At 71.9% G+C, this 16,195-nt stretch carries 12 protein-coding genes; 9 read left to right on the plus strand and 3 right to left on the minus strand.

Annotation, left to right across the window (positions count from 1 at the left end):
• The first annotated feature begins 9 nt into the window (after nt 1-9).
• The 9 genes from ACFT7S_RS19525 (at nt 10) to ACFT7S_RS19565 (ending at nt 11,302) form a co-directional block, all read left to right on the plus strand.
• Nucleotides 10-774 (plus strand): SDR family NAD(P)-dependent oxidoreductase, encoded by a 765-nt coding sequence (locus tag ACFT7S_RS19525; RefSeq protein WP_382733364.1) that lies wholly within the window; start codon nt 10-12, stop codon nt 772-774.
• The gene (locus ACFT7S_RS19530) at nt 762-2,549 is read left to right on the plus strand and encodes a heparinase II/III family protein (protein ID WP_382733367.1); all 1,788 of its coding nucleotides are present in this window, start codon (nt 762-764) and stop codon (nt 2,547-2,549) included. Before ACFT7S_RS19525 ends, ACFT7S_RS19530 begins: the two co-directional genes overlap by 13 nt.
• A gap of 3 nt (nt 2,550-2,552) precedes the next feature.
• Nucleotides 2,553-4,538 carry a hypothetical protein gene (locus tag ACFT7S_RS19535; RefSeq protein ID WP_382733369.1) on the plus strand — a complete coding sequence of 662 codons (1,986 nt, stop codon included), beginning with the start codon at nt 2,553-2,555 and terminating at the stop codon, nt 4,536-4,538.
• 4 nt (nt 4,539-4,542) lie between these two features.
• On the plus strand, nt 4,543-5,145 hold the full coding sequence (locus ACFT7S_RS19540; RefSeq protein ID WP_382733372.1) for a DUF624 domain-containing protein: 603 nt from the start codon (nt 4,543-4,545) through the stop codon (nt 5,143-5,145).
• Complete coding sequence (locus ACFT7S_RS19545) at nt 5,142-6,224, plus strand: DUF1565 domain-containing protein (protein ID WP_382733374.1); 1,083 nt, start codon at nt 5,142-5,144, stop codon at nt 6,222-6,224. Before ACFT7S_RS19540 ends, ACFT7S_RS19545 begins: the two co-directional genes overlap by 4 nt.
• Nucleotides 6,225-6,271: 47 nt before the next feature.
• Entirely contained in the window at nt 6,272-7,375 is a 1,104-nt protein-coding gene (locus ACFT7S_RS19550; RefSeq protein WP_382733376.1) for an SGNH/GDSL hydrolase family protein, read from the plus strand.
• Nucleotides 7,376-7,386: 11 nt separating this feature from the next.
• Nucleotides 7,387-9,783, plus strand: coding sequence for a polysaccharide lyase 8 family protein (locus ACFT7S_RS19555; protein ID WP_382733378.1), 2,397 nt, complete (start codon nt 7,387-7,389; stop codon nt 9,781-9,783).
• 4 nt (nt 9,784-9,787) lie between these two features.
• Nucleotides 9,788-10,762 carry an acetylxylan esterase gene (locus ACFT7S_RS19560; protein ID WP_382733380.1) on the plus strand — a complete coding sequence of 325 codons (975 nt, stop codon included), beginning with the start codon at nt 9,788-9,790 and terminating at the stop codon, nt 10,760-10,762.
• A 96-nt stretch (nt 10,763-10,858) separates the two neighbouring features.
• Nucleotides 10,859-11,302, plus strand: coding sequence for a hypothetical protein (locus ACFT7S_RS19565; protein WP_382733381.1), 444 nt, complete (start codon nt 10,859-10,861; stop codon nt 11,300-11,302).
• Between the two features lie 26 nt (nt 11,303-11,328).
• Here the strand turns inward: ACFT7S_RS19565 and ACFT7S_RS19570 are convergent, their stop codons facing one another.
• The 3 genes from ACFT7S_RS19570 to ACFT7S_RS19580 all read right to left on the minus strand — a co-directional run bounded on the left by ACFT7S_RS19570 (nt 11,329) and on the right by ACFT7S_RS19580 (nt 16,173).
• Nucleotides 11,329-12,888, minus strand: a complete 1,560-nt coding sequence (locus ACFT7S_RS19570) for a phytoene desaturase family protein (RefSeq protein WP_382733384.1) — start codon at nt 12,886-12,888, stop codon at nt 11,329-11,331.
• A 117-nt stretch (nt 12,889-13,005) separates the two neighbouring features.
• Entirely contained in the window at nt 13,006-15,258 is a 2,253-nt protein-coding gene (locus tag ACFT7S_RS19575; RefSeq protein ID WP_382733387.1) for a tetratricopeptide repeat protein, read from the minus strand.
• Nucleotides 15,259-15,285: 27 nt separating this feature from the next.
• Entirely contained in the window at nt 15,286-16,173 is an 888-nt protein-coding gene (locus ACFT7S_RS19580; RefSeq protein ID WP_382733388.1) for an oxygenase MpaB family protein, read from the minus strand.
• Between the last annotated feature and the right edge of the window lie 22 nt (nt 16,174-16,195).

Below are 16,195 nucleotides of genomic sequence, written 5' to 3' on the forward strand. Positions count from 1 at the left end.
GCTTCACCCATGTCTGCTGATCTCAACGGTTCCCGCGCACTGGTGACGGGGGCGGGCCACGGCATCGGCCGGGCCATCGCCGTCGCCCTTGCCGAGGCCGGCGCCGATGTCGCCGTCCACTACCACTCCTCCGCCGACGAGGCCGCGCAGACGGTCTCCGCGATCGAGGCTCTGGGCCGCAGGGCGAAGGCGTTCAAGGCCGATGTGACGGTGACCTCGGACGTGGACCGTCTCGTCGAGGAGGCGGCCGGCTTCCTCGGCGGCCTGGACGTCCTCGTCTGCAACGCGGGTCATCTGATCGGCCGCGCGAAGATCGCCGAGATGACCGACGACCACTTCGAGCAGGTCGTCTCCGTCAACCTGACGTCGGCGTTCCGTACGGTACGGGCCGCCCTCCCTCATCTCACGAAGTCGTCCGCAGGCCGCATCATCACGATGTCCTCGCTGGCCGCGCACAACGGCGGCGGCCCCGGCTCGGTGGCGTACGCCGCCGCCAAGGCAGGCATTCGCGGCTTCACCAAGGGCCTCGCCAAGGAGCTGGCCGGTACGGGCATCACGGTCAACGCCGTCGCGCCCGGCTTCATCAAGGGAACCGCCTTCCACGACACGTTCACGGCACCCGAGGCCCAGCAGTCCATGGAGGTCGGCATCCCGGTCGGCCGGGCAGGGACCCCCGAGGACGTCGCTTCGGCGGTCGTCCATCTGGCCTCCCCCGCGTCCGGCTTCCTGACGGCCACCACGGTCGACATCGACGGTGGCGTATGGCCGCGTTGAGGCGGATCGCGCGCGAGCGGGGCGGCTGGTGGCACGCGTACGTCTGCCCCGCGCACGGTGTGGAGCTCGACCACGGCGATCTGCTCGCCGGGGTCTTCCCGGACGGCGGTGCGCGGTGCGCGCACGGCTGTCGGGTGGACGACGAGGCTGTGCGCGGTGCCTGGCTGGTGCTGTCGCACCAGGCGTGGGCGCGGCACCTGCGGGTGCTCGCCCACCGGGGCGAGCGCGCGGAGACGGTCGCGCGGCTCGTGGAGTACGCCGGTCTGTACGCGGAACTCGCCACCGAACGGCACGGCGAGGCGCAGACCTGGATGCTGCGTGGCCGGCTCTTCCACCAGGCGCTGACCGACGCCATCTGGGCGGTGAACATCGCGCACACGGTGATCACGCTCGCCGAGAAGGGCACGGACGAACTGCACGCGGTCCTTCCGCTGCTGGACGACCTGGAAGGGGCGGCGCTGGACGCCCGTGACGTGCTGACCGGGAAGGGACAGCTCGCGTCGAACTACACCGCGTGGCTCAACGCGGCCGGTGTCGCGGCGAGTCGGGCGGCCTCGGCCGTGCGCGGCCGGGACTGGGACGGCGGCGAGCGGTGGCTGGAAGGCGACCACGGGCTGTACGCGCATCTGCGGGTCGCGGTGGCCGACGACGGCTGGGAGTGGGAAGGCAGCACGTACTACCACGGGTTCGTGCTGCGGGCCGCGCTGCTGGCGCTGCGCTCCACCGACCCCTCGGACATCCCGTCCGACGTGGTGGATGTGCTGGCCGGGATGACGGACGTACTGGCGACGATCGCGACGCCGGGCGGCATCCTGCCCGCGCTCCACGACGGTCCGTATCTGCGCGGCCCACTCGCCCTTGAGTGGCTCGAACTCGTAGCACTCGCCCAGCAGTTGGTGCCCTCGACCGCATTGGAAGCGGTGGCTGCGCGGGCCCGTACCGAGCTCGGTACAGCGGACGACGGGCTCGACGGCGAGCTGGGCGGCTGGTTCGCGGGTCCACCGCTTCTTGAGCGTTCGTCGCCGGGTCCGGTCACGGTGTTCGCGTCCGCCGGATACGGGGTGCTGCGCGGCGCGGGTATCCACGCCCTGCTGGACTTCGGTCCGCACGGCGGCTCGCACGGGCATCGCGACAAGCTGTCGCTGTATCTGTACGGGGACAGCACCCCGTGGCAGCCCGACCCCGGCCAAGTGCCCTACGCCCACGACGAGTTCCGTGAGCTGTACGCCTCGGCCGCCGCCCATCCGGCGTTCCGCGTGGACGGCGGCGAACAGGCCGAGTGCACGGGCACGCTGCTCGGCTCGGACGCCGGCTCGGTGACCGCCGAGGTGACAGCGGCGTACGAAGGGGTACGCGCGGTCCGGCGCATCGCGCTCGGTTCCTGCTATCTGGTGGACCTGCTGACGGTGACGGGCCAGGAGCCCCGCCGCATCACGGCGCAGCTGCGCCCGGACACCGCGCTGGATGTCCAGGTGCAGGCCGCGGGTCCGTTGCGCACCACCTGGTACGGCGAGGAGACCCTGCACGGCTGGCACACGCACACGGACGGGGTGCCGGTGCGTCCGGTGACGACACCGGGCCCGGGTCCGGCCGGCGACCCCCAGCTGACGCGGACCCGGGTCGACTTCACCGCCGACGCCGATCGGGTCGTCTTCGCCTCGGTCTACCAGGCGACGTCCGCCGGTCCGGCGGTGAGCGCTGTACGGCTGGACGGCGAGGAGCTGACGGTGGAACTGGCCGACGGCTCCACGGCACGATTCCGGACGGAGGGCTGATCCTTGCTGCTGTCGGCGACCCCGCCGCCCGGACCGCGCCCCGCGCAGGAGACCCGGCTGTACGAGGAGGCGGCCCGTCACCGCGGGCTGACCCCTCCCCGTACCCATCCCCTGGCCAGCATCACCTGGCTGGGTCCCGCGGCCTCCAACCCGGCGCTGGCCTACCGGGTCGGCGGCGACCGGGCCCATCTGGCGGAGAGCATCCGCTGGATCGAGGCGGCGGTCCGGCTGCCGCACTGGGGCAAGGCCCATATGCCGGACCACGACCTGGACGCGGGCTGGCTGCTGCACCATCTGTCGCTCGTCCACCGGTGGATCGGCGACGATCTGCCGGACGGGCTGAGGGCGCTGCTGCGGTACAAGCTGCTGCTCCAGGGGCGGCGGATGTACGAGTTCGCGGTGGCGAGCGAGGGCCGCTGGTGGTCGTCCTCGTACTGGCAGAACCACAACTGGATCTGCTACGCGGGTCTGGCGACGGCCGGCTACGTGCTGGGCAAGGAGGAGTGGACCGAGCGCGCCAAGGACAATCTGGGCCGGGTCCTGGACCTGATGCCCGAGGACGGCTCGCACGCCGAGGGCGTCGTGTACTGGCGCTACGGGGTCCCGTTCCTGGCCGCCCATCTGGATCTCCTCCAGGAGGCCGAGGGCATCGACTGGTGGGGGCGGGGCGGGTTCCTCTCCCGCACCTTCCGCTACCGGCTGCACCAGACGGCTCCGGGTTTCGCGTTCAACATCGATCACGGCGACTGCCACGACCGGCGCAGCGGTCACAGCGCCGGGCTCTACTACCGTCTGGCCGCGCAGTACGGCATCGCGGAGGCCCAGTGGATGGGCAATCTGGCCTCGGGCGAACTGCTGTGGCAGGAGGCGGCCGAGAGCGGTGTGCGGCCGGGAATCCTGCCGGAGGCGTATCTGGAGTACCTCTGGTACGACCCGGCGGTGCCGGCCGCGCGTCCCACCGAGACCCGGGCGTTCTTCCCGGATCTGGGACTGCTGGCAGCCAGGACCGGCTGGGACGACGACGCCACGCTGGTGTCGTTCAAGGCGAGTCCCGGCGGCGGTCACAAGGCGTGGGAGACAGCGGAGAAGCACCGGGCGGAGCTGGGCTGGGAGACCCTGAACCAGGGGCACCACCACCCGGATTCGGGCTCCTTCGTCCTTGTCTCGCAGGGCGCGTTCCTCGCGGTCGACGAGGGGTACAGCAACCGCAAGCGGGCCGCCCACCACAATCTGCTCCTGGTGGACGGCCAGGGGTACGCCGACGAGGACCGCTACCACGTCTACAAGGACATCCCGTTCGAGCGGCAGGCCCGGCAGCGCGATGTACTGGTGGACGCCGAGGGCGGGTGGGCGCACTCCACCGCCGAGATCGCCGCGATGTACGACGCCGGTCTGGGCGTCCGTCGTCTCGACCGGACCCTGGTGTTCACCCCGGCCGGGCGGCTGGTGCTGCTCGATCTCGCCGAGGCGGACGAGGGACGGGAGTGGACGTTCCTGCTCCAGACCGACCGGCCGACCGAGGCACGGCCGGACGGCACCCGGCTGATCCGTACGGGCACGGCCGTAGCCCGGGTCCGGCAGTTCGCTCCGGCCGGCGGGACGGTCGCCTCCGGGGTCACGGAGGTGGAGGCCAATCCGACGTCCAGCACGCCGGAACTGCGCCTCACCCGCACGCTGCACACCCTGCGCTCGACGACCGCCCGGTCGTCGGACGGTCACTTCCTCACCACGATCACGCCCGGTGCGTCGTGCCGGTCCGAACAGGTCGGCTGCACGGAGGGTCACGGTGTCGCCTTCGAGGACGGGGAGGAGACCGTGCTGCTGTCCCCCGTCGCACGCCGTATCCGCACCGGAACCGTCGACGCCGACGCTGCGGCCGTGCTCCTCTCCGCGACCGGCGCCCCCTACGTCGTACGGGCCACGCGGCTGGAGCTTAACGGCCGGGTGCTCCTCGACTCCCCGGAGCCGTACACAGGAAAGGTGGGCTGAAACCATGCAGGCAACCCTCTCGTCGGGCTGGCCCACGCTGCTGCGGCGGCTGGAGTTCGTGGCCTACCCGGCAGCCGCCGGGGCCGCGTTCACCGTGCTGTCGCTGGGCGTGGTGACGTGGCTGCCCGCGCTCGCCGCCATGGGCCACGCCCTCCAGCGGTGGCGTGCGGAGGGGGACAGCCGCTGCTTCACCAACGCGTTCGCCGCGTTCCCGCGGTACTGGCGGGGGCTGTGGCGGCACGGTCTGCTGTCCACCGTCGCGGCGGCCGTCCTCGCGGCCAACATCGTTCATCTGCTGGGGCGTTCCGAGCCCTGGACGTTCGTGGTGCTCGCCGCTCAGCTCGGCATCGCGGCCGCGCTCGTCATCCATCATGTGGCGCTCGCCGCCGAGGCCGGCCGGACGCCGGACGGTTCGGTCCGCTCCTGGTCCCTCGGCGCACTGGCGCTGGGCTTCGGGTCCGCGGCCCGTGGCACCGCTCTGCTCGGCGCGGTGATCTCCGCCGTGCTGCTCTCGCTCGTCGTACCGCTGGGGCCTCTGCTTCTCGGCCCCAGCATCCCCGTACTGCTCGCTCTGTCCTTCGCAGATCCCAGGAGGCACACCCCATGAGGCATCACTCGTTTACCGTTCTCACCGCCGCGCTGGCCGCGGGCGTCGCGCCGCTCGTCTTCCCCGTCTCCTCGGTCGCGGCCGAGGCGGCGACCGCGTACTACGTCGCGCCGGCCGGCAGCGACGCCAACGCGGGTACGTCGGCGGGCGCCCCGTTCGCCACGATCCAGAAGGCCATGGACGTGGCCCCGACGGGTGCGGTGGTGAACCTCGCGTCGGGTACGTACCGGCAGGACGTGGTGACCAAGCGCGCCGGGGTCACGCTCACCGGCCCGTCGAACGCGGTCGTCAAGGGCGCGGGCAACGCGCGGATCATCCAGGTCCAGCACGACTCGACGACGCTGAGCGGCTTCACGGTGGACGGGCTGCACGGCTCGTCCACCGATGTGGCCGGCTACCGCCTCAAGCTCATTTATGTCATGAGCACGACTCCGAGTAACGGGGTGGGGGCGCTGCACATTACCGGCATGACGCTCAAGAACGCCGCCGACGAATGCCTTCGGCTCCGCTACCTCGTCACGGGGGCGGAGGTGAACGACAACACCGTCACCAACTGCGGGGTCGCCGACTTCAAGTTCGGCGGGGGCGGCAAGAACGGTGAGGGTATCTACCTCGGTACGGCTCCCGAACAGCAGGGCGCGAACGGGGCCCCGGACGCGGCGGCCGACATCAGCCGGGACAACCGCATCCACCACAACACGATCGACACCCAGGGCAACGAGTGTGTCGACGTCAAGGAGAACTCGACCAACAACTACGTCGAGTACAACGACTGCGGCGGCCAGAAGGACGCCAGCTCGGGCGGGCTCGACGCGCGCGGCAGCGGCAACATCTTCCGCTACAACACCGTGCACGACAACGTCGGAGCGGGCATCCGGCTCGGCGGCGACACCGCCACCGACGGCATCGACACCAGCGTGTACGGCAACACCATCACCGGAAACGCGGGCGGTGGCATCAAGTTCATGCGCACCCCGCAGGGCCCGGTGTGCACCAACACGATGAGCGGCAACACCGGAGGCAACGCGGTGGGGACGTACGCGAGCGAGTACAACCCGACCGGCGTGTGCCCGCAGTGAGCGGCCGGAGCCCCGCGAGACGCGGGATTCTGACGGCGGCGGCAGGGATGGCCGGCGTGGCGGCGGTGGCAGTGGCCGCTCCCGGCGCCCGGGCGGCGGAGCGCACCGGCGCGGCCGGCTCGCGCTGGACCACATCCTGGGCGACGGCGCAGACCGCGCCGACGGCGAGCGACCTGGTGGCGAGCGCGGGTCTGACCGACGGCGTCCACACGGCGGTGCTCCGGTTGTCCGCGGGCGGGCAGGTGCGGCTGCGGTACGGGAACGCGTTCGGCGCCGTGCCGATTCTTGTCGGTCCGGTGACGGCGGGCGGGCGCCCTGTGACCTTCGACGGCCGGCCGCAGGCCTGGCTGGCCGCGGGCGCCTCACTGACCAGCGACACCGTCGAGGGGCTGCGTGTCTCCGAAGGAGCGCGGCTGTCGGTGGAGACGCGGCTGCCGGGCCCCACCGGGCCGCTGTCCTTCCACCGCAACACGCATGCCTCGCACACGGTCGACGGGGTGCGCACGACGTCCGTGTTCCTCCTGACGGGCGTCGAGACGACGGGCGCCGAAGGGCCGGTCCTCGCCGTGCTCGGCGACTCCATCGCCGAGGGCGTCGGCACGCCGGACGACTCCGATCTGCGCTGGCCCGACCAGTTGGCCCGGCGGTTTCCCGGTTCGGCCGTCGCCAACCTCGGGATCAGCGGCAACCGGCTGCTGCTGAACGACGCCCGGTTCGGGCCGGGCGGACAGGCCCGCTTCGACCGGGACGTCCTCTCGCTGCCGGGACTGCGGACCGTCCTCGTCCACCTCGGCGTCAACGACCTCCAGCAGCCGCCCAGCCAGACCGACCCGGCGCTCTTCCTGGCCGGCTACCGGCAACTGGTGCTGCGTGCCCACAACGCCGGGCTGCGGATCGTCGGCTCCACCATCGCCCCGTTCGAGGGGTGGGTCCGCTGGACGCCGGAGCTCGACACGGTCCGGCAGCAGATCAACCGTACGGTGCGCACCGGCCGGGTCTTCGACGCCTTCGCGGACTTCGACAACGCGCTGCGTGATCCCGACCGGCCCTCGCGCATGCTGCCCGCGTTCGACAGCGGTGACGGCCTGCACCCCAACCCTTCCGGTCATACCGCGCTCGCCGCGGCCGTCGACCGCCGACACCTCCTGTGAGGGCCACCATCATGAATCCAGGCACCACCCGGCGTACCGTCCTGGCCACGGCGGCCGCGCTCGGCGCGGCTGTCGCCCTGCCCGTCTCCCTCGCCGCGGGCACCGCGCACGCCGCCGCCGGGGACGCCGCCGCGCTGCGTGGCCGCTGGCACACCCTGCTCACCGGCGGTCCCGGGCTCGATATGACCGACGCCCGGATCGCCGCGGCCGTCGCCCGGATCGGCAGGGCCGCGACCACCGCCGCGAAGGGCCTCGACCCGGCCGCCACCGACGGACTGTTCCCCGACCTGACCAGCACCACGCTCTCCAATCACGTCACGACGTCGTTCAAGCGGCTCGCCACGATCGCGACCGCGTGGGCCGTCCCCGGCACTCCCCAGTACGGCGACACGGCCCTGCGCGATCTCCTGCTCGGCGGCATCGACTGGATGCTGACGAACCGTTACGGCCCCGGGCACACCCGCTTCGACAACGACTGGGACTGGGAGATCGGCTCGGCGCTCGCGCTCAACGACGCCACGGTGCTCCTGTACGACACGCTCGGCGCGGAACGGCTGACCCGGATCACAACGGCCGTGTTCCACTACACGCCCGACCCCAATCTGTGGCGCGCCGACCGGCAGATCGCGACGGGCGCCAACCGGGTGTGGATCTCCACCGTCGTCGCCGTCAACGCGGTACTGCGCGACGACGGGGACGCCCTGGCCCGGGTCCGCGACGCTCTTTCGGACGTCGAGGGTTCGGGTGCCAACAGCGTTCTGGCCTTCAACGACGCGAGCGCGGCCGCGCAGGGCACGGGCGAGGGTTTCTACTCCGACGGCTCGTTCCTCCAGCACTACAAGCACCCGTACACCGGCGGATACGGCAAGGAGCTGCTGAACAACCTCTCCCGGCTGTTGAATCTGCTGGCCGGTACGGCGTGGACGGTCACCGACCCCGATCTCGACAACGTACGCGTCTGGGTGGACGAGGGCTTCGACCCGCTGCTCGCCCGGGGCGATGTGCTGGCATCGGTGTGCGGACGCGAGATCGCCCGCCCCAGCAAGCAGGGCCACGCGTCGGCGCAGACGGTCATCGAGGCGGTGCTGCGGCTGATCCCGGGCTTCCCCGGGGAGACCGCCGAGCGCTTCACCGCCCTGGTCAAGCAGTGGATCGCCGAGGACACCTACCGGGACTTCCTCGCAGTCACCGACCTCGCCTCGCTGGTCGCCGCCCGGCAGATCACGGGTTCCGCCGTCCCCGCGCGCGGCCCGCTGGTCGCGCACAAGCAGCACCCCCGGATGGACAAGGCGGCGCACCACCGGCCCTCGTTCGCCCTCGGTATCTCCGCGTACTCCACCCGGATCTACAACTACGAGTCGATCCAGAACGAGAATCTGCACGGCTGGCATCTCTCCGACGGCATGGTGCTGCTCCACACGGACGACCTCGGGCACTACAGCGAGGACTACTGGCCGACCGTCGACCCGACGCGGCTGCCCGGCACCACCGTCATCTCGGGCCGGCCCGCGGACGCGGCCGGACAGCGCACCACCAGCACGGCGGACTGGGCGGGCGGCACGGCACTGCCCGGGACGACACTCGGCGTGTACGGCATGGAGCTGCGGGCGTACGGAAGTTCGCTGCGGGCCCTGAAGAGCTGGTTCTGCCTGGACGACGTGATCGCGTGCGTGGGCTCCGGCATCACCGCGGAGGCGGGCACGGCCGAGACGGTCGTCGAGAACCGCAAGCTGCGCGACCCCGCGGCGGAGCTCCTCGTCAACGGGGCGGCGGCGCCCACCGGTGCGGGCTGGTCGGCGCAGCTCGACCAGGTCCGCTGGCTGCATGTCGCCGGGACCGGCGGCTACGTCTTCCCCGAACCCGCCACGCTCAAGGGGGTCCGCGAGGACCGCACGGCGACCTGGCGGGAGATCAACCTCAAGTACGGCACGGACACCGCGGTCACCCGCCCGTATCTGACGCTGTGGCAGGACCACGGTTCGGCGCCGGCCGACGCGGGCTACTTCTGGCTCCAGGCACCGGCCGCGTCCGCCGAACGCACCCGGCGGTGGTCGGTGGCCCCGCCGGTGCGGCTGGTGGCGCGGTCCACCGCCGTGCACGCGGTACGCCGCTCCGCGGACGGCCTCCTCGCCGCCAACTTCTGGGCCGCTGCTTCGGCGCAGGAGCTGAAGGCCGACGGCCCGGCCTCGGTCCTGGTGCGCCGGGACGGGAAGACGGTGACGGTGTCCCTGTCCGATCCGACGCAGCTGCGGACCTCCGTCTCCGTCGAGCTGGCCGTCCGCGGTCTCACCCTTGTTTCCGCGGACCCCGGTGTGAGCACGGTGCGCGTCGCGGACGGCATCCGCATCAACGCCGACACCGCCGGCCGGCACGGTGCGACACTCAACCTCACCCTGAAGAGGAGCTAGACACTTGCTGTTCGACATGCCCCTGGACCGGCTGCGCGACTACCGGCCGGAGCCCGAGGAACCGGCCGACTTCGACGCCTTCTGGGAGAAGACCCTCACCGAGACGGCCCGGCACGACCTGGACGCCGAGTTCGTCCCGTACGACGCGGGATTCGCGACCGTCGAAGTCTTCGACGTGACGTTCCGAGGCTGGGGCGGCCAGCCGGTGAAGGCCTGGCTGATGCTGCCGCGCACGCGCTCGGGCCCGCTGCCCGCCGTCGTGCAGTACATCGGCTACAACGGTGGCCGTGGCATCCCGTACTCGTGGCTGACGTGGAGCGCGCTGGGGTACGCCCACCTGGTCATGGACAACCGGGGCCAGGGCGGCGGCGGAAAGAACACCGCGGACACCCCCGACATCCATCCCGAAGGACACGGTTCGTCCTCCCCCGGCTTCCTCACCCGGGGAATCGAGGACCCGTACCAGCACTACTACCGTCGGCTCATCACCGACGCGGTACGGGCCGTGGACGCGGCGAAGGCCCATGAGGCCGTCGACGCCTCACGGGTCGCGGTCCTCGGCGGTAGCCAGGGCGGCGGGCTGGTGCTCGCCGTCGCCGGGCTCCGGGACGACGTGGCGGCGGCCGTTGCCGACGTGCCGTTCCTCTGCCACTTCCGGCGCGGCTCGCAGATCACGGACGCGGGACCGTACTGGGAAGTCGCCCGCTGGCTCTCGGGGCACCGCTTCCGGGTCGAGGAGGCGATGGAGACCCTGTCGTATTTCGACGGCGTCAACTTCGCGGCGCGGGCGACCGCCCCGGCGTGGTTCTCGGTGGGGCTGATGGACAAGATCTGCCCGTCCTCGACCGTGTTCGCCGCCTACCACCGCTATGCGGGGCCCGCCGAGATCGAGGTGTTCGCGTACAACGGGCACGAGGGCGGCGCGGAGTACGACCTGCCGCGCAAGATGGCGGCGCTGCGCGGCGTGTTCGGCCGCTAGGGCTGTGACCGGAAGGGTCCACCGGGTCGTCCGGTCACCGCCTCAAGCAGGAGAAAGCACAAGCTCAGCGGGGTGTTGCCCTGTCATGATGGGGAGATGACACCGACCGGTCCCGATCAAGAGATGGCTGCGGCAGTGGAGGATGCGGACTCGCCTTCGTGGTCCGTGAGAGCCGCTGCCGGCCGGCGGCTTGCAGCTTCGGTGGAACTCGCGGTGGTGGCGGAAGTCCTCCACCGGCTGCTGCTGGACGCTCACGACTCGGCGGTGACGCAGGAGACCGCTGAAGCATTGTTGGCGCGAGGGGATGCCCCAGGACTGCGTACCGTGCTGGCAGCCCTCTCCTGTGCGGCAGAGATGTGGACCTTGGACCAACTCAGCGCGGCAGTGGATTGTGACCCGCACTGGATGACCGAGGAAGGGGAGCGCCGACTCGTCCGGCAACTGCGGGAACTGACGGCCGATGACGACGCCGGTGTCCGTAGCGAAGCTGTGAGAATCCTTGAGCCCGTCCTCCTGCACAGGCAGAGCCGCCGACCGTGACCTGGTTCCTGTCCGGTGGGCGGCGGTCACCGGCCCAGCGCCGCCATCGCGGCGTTGTGGCCGGGGACCCCACTGACCCCGCCGCCGCGCACCGCGCCCGCCCCGCAGAGCAGCACATTGGCGTGCGCGGTCTCCACTCCCCAGCGGCCGGTTGATTCCGTCGCGTAGGGGAAGGCCAGGTCCCGGTGGAAGATGTGACCGCCGGGCAGCCGCAGGTCCCGTTCGAGGTCGAGCGGGGTCTTCGCCTCGATGCAGGGCGCCCCGTTCTCGTCGAGGGCAAGGCAGTCGGCGATCGGCTCGTCCAGGTGGGCGTCGAGTTCGGCGAGGGTGGCCTTGAGGAGCTCGGCCCGTGCCGCGTCGTTGTCGGCGGTGAAGAGCCGGGCGGGGGTGTGCAGGCCGAAGAGCGTGAGGGTCTGGTAGCCGCGGGCCGCCAGGTCCGGGGCGAGGATCGACGGGTCGGTCAGCGAGTGGCAGTAGATCTCGGAGGGCGGCGCGGCGGGCAGCCGCCCCTGCTCGGCGTCCCGGTAGGCGTCCGCGAGCTGCCCGTACCCCTCGGCGATGTGGAACGTTCCGGCGAACGCGCGCCTCGGGTCGACGGTGCGGTCGCGCAGGCGCGGCAGCCGGGTGAGCAGCATGTTGACCTTCAGCTGCGCACCCTCGGCCGGGGCGGGCGGCTCCTCGCCGAGGAGCGCGGCGAGTGCCTGCGGTGAGGCGTTGACGAGGACCCGCTGGGCCCCGATCACCTGCTGCGTGCCGGACGAGCGGACGGTGACCTCGGCCTGCGTCCCGTCGGTCTCGATGCGGGTCACCTCGTGCAGCGGCCGGATCTCGGCGCCCGCCTCCCGGGCGGCGCGGGCGAGGGCTTCGGTCAGCGCGCCCATGCCGCCCACCGGCACGTCCCAGTCGCCCGTGCCGCCACCGATCACGTGGTAGAGGAAGCACCGGTTCTGCACCAGGGACGGGTCGTGCGCGTCGGCGAACGTGCCGATCAGCGCGTCCGTCAGCACCACTCCGCGTACGAGGTCATCGGTGAAGTTCTCCTCCACCGCGACGCCGATGGGGTCCTCGAACAGCATCCGCCAGGCGTCCGGATCGTCGATACGGGCCCGCAGCGCGTCCCGGGATGGCAGCGGTTCGGTGAGCGTCGGGAACACCCGCTCGGCGAGCCGGCCCGTCATGGCGTAGAAGCGCTGCCACGCCTCGTACTCCCGGTCCCCGCCGGTGAGCGCGGCGAAGGAGTCCCGGGTGCCGTCACCGCCGACGAGCAGCCCGGTGGGCCGGCCGTCCCGCACGGCCGGCGTGTACGAGGAGACGGTCCGTTTGCGTACGGCGAATTCGAGGCCCAGATCCTGGACGATCTTCCGGGGCAGCAGCGAGACCAGGTACGAGTACCGGGACAGGCGGGCGTCGACCCCTGCGAAGGGGCGCGTCGAGACGGCCGCTCCCCCGGTGGTCCCGAGGCGTTCCAGTACGAGGACGGACTGTCCGGCGCGGGCGAGATAGGCGGCGGCGACCAGACCGTTGTGGCCGCCGCCCACGATCACGGCGTCGTAGCGGTGCTGCGCGGGCGCGTCTTGTTCGGGCATGCACCTTCGTAACACGGGACGATCGGCCCTGACCAGAGGTGGTGGGGGCCGTTAGGGCCTTTCGTTTGGATCAGGCCGGATCACCCCGCGAGCCCGGCATGATCCAAACGAGAGGCCCTAGTGGGGCGGCGCTCCCCGCTGCCGGCGCAGGGCGGCGACCTGCCGGTACAGCTCGACGGCCTCGGTGCCCCGGCCCAGCTGCTCCAGGCAGTGCGCCTCGTCGTTGCGGCTGGCCAGCGCGTCAGGGTGGTCGGCGCCGAGCATCCGTGTCCGGGCCTCTGCGACCTGGCGGTAGACGGTGAGGGCGTCGGCCCAGCGGCCGAGCCAGCCGAGGCCGACAGCGACCTCGCGCCGGCTGACGAGCGTGTCGGGGTGCTCGGGGCCGAGGGTCCGCTCACGGATCGCGCACACGTCGCGTGATTCGACGAGGGCCTCCTCCCAGCGGGCCATCCTTCCCAGATTGACGCCGAGCCCGTGGCGGGCGCGCAGGGTTTCGGCGTCGGCCGGGCCGCTGACCCTGGTGCGGTCGTCGACGAGCTCGCGGTACAGCTCCAGCGCCTCCGCGCTGCGCCCCAGCCGGCCGAGGCTGATGCCGACCTCGTAACGGGCCGTGAGCGTGTCCGGATGGTCGGGGCCCAGCGACAGCGCGCGGGCCTGCGCGACCTCGCTGTACGTGTGCAGGGCCTCCTCCCAGCGCCCCAGCCGGCCCAAGGTGTACGCCACTTCGTACAGGGTGACGAGCGTGTCGGGGTGGGTCGCGCCGAGCAGCCGGGTACGGGCGGTCGCCACCTCGCGTGCCATGCCGTACGAGTCCTCCAGGCGCCCGAGCCTGCTCAGGTTGAACGCGAGGTTGTGGCGGCAGCGCAGGGTGTCCGGGTGGTCGCGCCCCATGGTGCGTTCGCGGGACGCGAGCACGGCGGCGTACACCTGGTGGGCCTCGAAGTGCCGGCCGAGCTGGCCCAGGACGTACGCCGTCTCCTGCCGGGCGGCCAGGGTCTCCGGGTGGTCGGGGCCGAGGGTGCGTTCGCGGCCGTCGGCGACCCGGCCGAACTCGCGCAGGGAGTCGGCGGCGCGACCGGTGCGGCTGAGGGTGAATCCGACCTCGTAACGGCTGGAGAGCGTGTCGGGGTGGTCGGGGCCCAGCGCGTGTCCGCGTTCGGCAGCGACCGCGCGGTGCACCTCACCGGCCTCCTCCCAGTGGCCGAGGCGGCCCAGATTGAGGCCGGCGCTGTGGCGGTTGGCGAGGGTGGAGAGCAGTTCCGGCGAGGGGGTTGGCCGTTCGCCGCGTACGGCGGGGAAGCCGCCGGGGAGGGGGCGCAGGTCGGTGCCGGTCGTCCACTCGCCGGTCAGGCCCGCCGAGTGGTCGGGCAGCGGGAAGCCGGCCCCCACCGTGCCGGTCGCCTTGTGACCCGTCGTCATGTCGCGGGTCCAGGAGGGGAGCCTCGGCGGGCGGGTGGAGGGGTGCTCGACGAGGGCGGGCGGTGCGAGGCGGACGTGACCGGGTGCCTGGGGCTGTTCGCCGGTCCGTCCATGGATGATGCGGCGGCGCAGGTCGCCCGCGTCGGTGGGGCGTTCCCCCGGAGCCTTGGCCAGCAGGTCGAGGACCACCCGGTCGAAGAAGCCGGGGAGCTCCGCGCGATGGGTGCGCAGCGACTCGGGCTGGGTGTCCCGGTGTCCGACGAGGACGGCCCAGGCATCGTCCAGGTCGAACGGAGGTACGCCGGTGGCGATCTCGTACAGCACACAGCCCAGCGAGTACAGGTCGCTGCGGTGGTCGACGTCGCCGCCGCTGATCTGCTCGGGCGACATGTAGTGCGGGGTGCCCATGGCGATGCCGGTGCCGGTGAGGCGTGAGGTGAAGCCGATGTCGTGGCCGAGCCGCGCTATGCCGAAGTCGCAGATCTTCACCGTGCCGTCGGCGAGACGCATGATGTTGGCGGGCTTGAGGTCCCGGTGCACGATGCCCTGCTGATGGGTGTAGCCGAGGGCGTCGGCGACCTGCTCCGCGATGTCGACGACGTCCGGCACAGGCAGCGGGTGCTGTTTGTTGTCCTCCAGGAGCTGGCTGAGGTTACGCCCGTCGAGGAGCTCCATCACGAGGTACAGGACGCCTTCGTGCTCACCGAAGTCATGGACGACGGTGACGCCGCGGTGCTGGAGCGCGGCGGCCACCCGGGCCTCGCGGCGGAAGCGTTCCCGCAGAATCCGGGTGAAGGACTGGTCGTGCTGGGGGCCAAGGGGTTTGAGGCATTTGACGGCCACCTGGCGGCCGAGCGATTCGTCGCGGGCCCGCCACACCTCGCCCATGCCCCCGCGCCCGATGACATCGAGCAGCCGGTACCGGCTCTGGATCAGCCTGGTCTCCGCCATCGTGTGCTGTCGCCCCCGTCGCTTCGCCTACCCCTGTGCCCTCCCCGGCCCGTCCAGTATGGCGGCCTGTCTGCGGAGTTTGTACGGGGCGGGGCGGCTGTCCGGACCGAGCCGGGCCATGGCTTTCAGAATGTGCTGGGGCGGCAGTTGCCAGCGCAGCCGGGCGGGAACGCAGCGCAGCAGGGTTCCGGTGGCCCGCAGGCGGCGGTCGACGGTGTGCGGGGAGGGCGCCGGTCTGCCGTACAACTCGTGGGCGTACGGGGGCAGTGACTGGTAGGCGAGTGCCGCCACGCGCCGCCACAGCAGTGCGCGCGCCGGGACCAGCAGGGCATGGACCGGCGGACTGCGCAGGAAGTCGTCGACCTCGGAAGCCTCGGCTCCGGCGGCGAGTTCGGGCCTTGCCCGTTCGAAGTAGGCGGCGAGCTGCGCGGTGGTGGCAGGGACGTCGGCGGGGTCGAGCCCGACGAGGCGTGCGCCCTCGCACTGTTCGGCGACGTAGCGGTCGGCCTGGGCGTCGGTGAGCGGGAAGCCGGACCGGCGCTGGACCTGGACGTAGGAGTCGACCTCGGCGCAGTGCACCCACAGGAGCAGTCCGGGTTCGTCGACGCCGTAGACCTCGCCGGTCGCCGGGTCCGTCGCCTTGAGCATGCGGTGAATCCTGCGGACCCGGGCGCCTGCCTTCTCGGCGGCCTCGGTGGTGCCGTAGGTGATGGTGCCGACGAAGCTTGCCGTGCGCATGAGCCGGCCCCAGGCGTCCTTGCGGAAGTCCGAATTCTGGATGACTCCGCGCACGGCGCGCGGATGGAGTGCCTGGAGGTAGAGGGCGCGCACTCCGGCGACCCACATCATCGGGTCGCCGTGCATCTGCCAGGTGACCGATTCGGGGCCGAAGAGCCCCGGGTCCGCGTCCTTCATCGGCTCGCACCTTCCGCTCGGC

Source organism: Streptomyces sp. NPDC057136 (assembly GCF_042670885.1).
Lineage (GTDB): Bacteria > Actinomycetota > Actinomycetes > Streptomycetales > Streptomycetaceae > Streptomyces.

Excerpts from the sequence above, each read along its gene's own strand:
- ACFT7S_RS19530 (WP_382733367.1), top strand. The coding sequence starts at position 762 with ATGGCCGCGTTGAGGCGGATCGCGCGCGAGCGGGGCGGCTGGTGGCAC.
- ACFT7S_RS19545 (WP_382733374.1), top strand. The coding sequence starts at position 5,142 with ATGAGGCATCACTCGTTTACCGTTCTCACCGCCGCGCTGGCCGCGGGC.
- ACFT7S_RS19570 (WP_382733384.1), bottom strand. The coding sequence starts at position 12,888 with ATGCCCGAACAAGACGCGCCCGCGCAGCACCGCTACGACGCCGTGATC.
- ACFT7S_RS19525 (WP_382733364.1), top strand. The coding sequence starts at position 10 with ATGTCTGCTGATCTCAACGGTTCCCGCGCACTGGTGACGGGGGCGGGC.
- ACFT7S_RS19540 (WP_382733372.1), top strand. The coding sequence starts at position 4,543 with ATGCAGGCAACCCTCTCGTCGGGCTGGCCCACGCTGCTGCGGCGGCTG.
- ACFT7S_RS19565 (WP_382733381.1), top strand. The coding sequence starts at position 10,859 with ATGACACCGACCGGTCCCGATCAAGAGATGGCTGCGGCAGTGGAGGAT.
- ACFT7S_RS19550 (WP_382733376.1), top strand. The coding sequence starts at position 6,272 with ATGGCCGGCGTGGCGGCGGTGGCAGTGGCCGCTCCCGGCGCCCGGGCG.
- ACFT7S_RS19580 (WP_382733388.1), bottom strand. The coding sequence starts at position 16,173 with ATGAAGGACGCGGACCCGGGGCTCTTCGGCCCCGAATCGGTCACCTGG.
- ACFT7S_RS19575 (WP_382733387.1), bottom strand. The coding sequence starts at position 15,258 with ATGGCGGAGACCAGGCTGATCCAGAGCCGGTACCGGCTGCTCGATGTC.
- ACFT7S_RS19555 (WP_382733378.1), top strand. The coding sequence starts at position 7,387 with ATGAATCCAGGCACCACCCGGCGTACCGTCCTGGCCACGGCGGCCGCG.